Source organism: Polaribacter sp. 2305UL8-11 (genome assembly GCF_058147165.1).
This window is the reverse complement of record NZ_JBYVJW010000150.1, coordinates 1-229: the sequence shown is the minus strand read 5'-3', so window position 1 is coordinate 229 and position 229 is coordinate 1. Positions and strand designations below refer to the sequence as shown.

Genomic DNA, 229 nt, shown 5'->3' with positions numbered 1-229 from the left:
ATAAATTTAGAGGCTAGAAAGGAATTAACATTTGAATAGCAAACCAGACAGATTTAACCGGTTTCTAAGATCTAGAAGGTCTAAGTAAAAAAACTATTAGATTTAAACAAGAAGAAAGGAAACACACTTATCACATACACGGGATGACCTGGAACGGTTGTAGCAGTCACGTAGAACAAACACTTTCAAAAATAAAAGGTGTTTCAAAGGCATAGATTAATTTAGAAAA

At 32.3% G+C, this 229-nt stretch carries 1 pseudogene; it reads left to right on the top strand.

The features are described from left to right. Positions 1–95: 95 nt before the first annotated feature. Positions 96–212: pseudogene (locus tag ACY2RW_RS16530) on the top strand (heavy-metal-associated domain-containing protein); the annotation flags it as partial. Between the last annotated feature and the right edge of the window lie 17 nt (positions 213–229).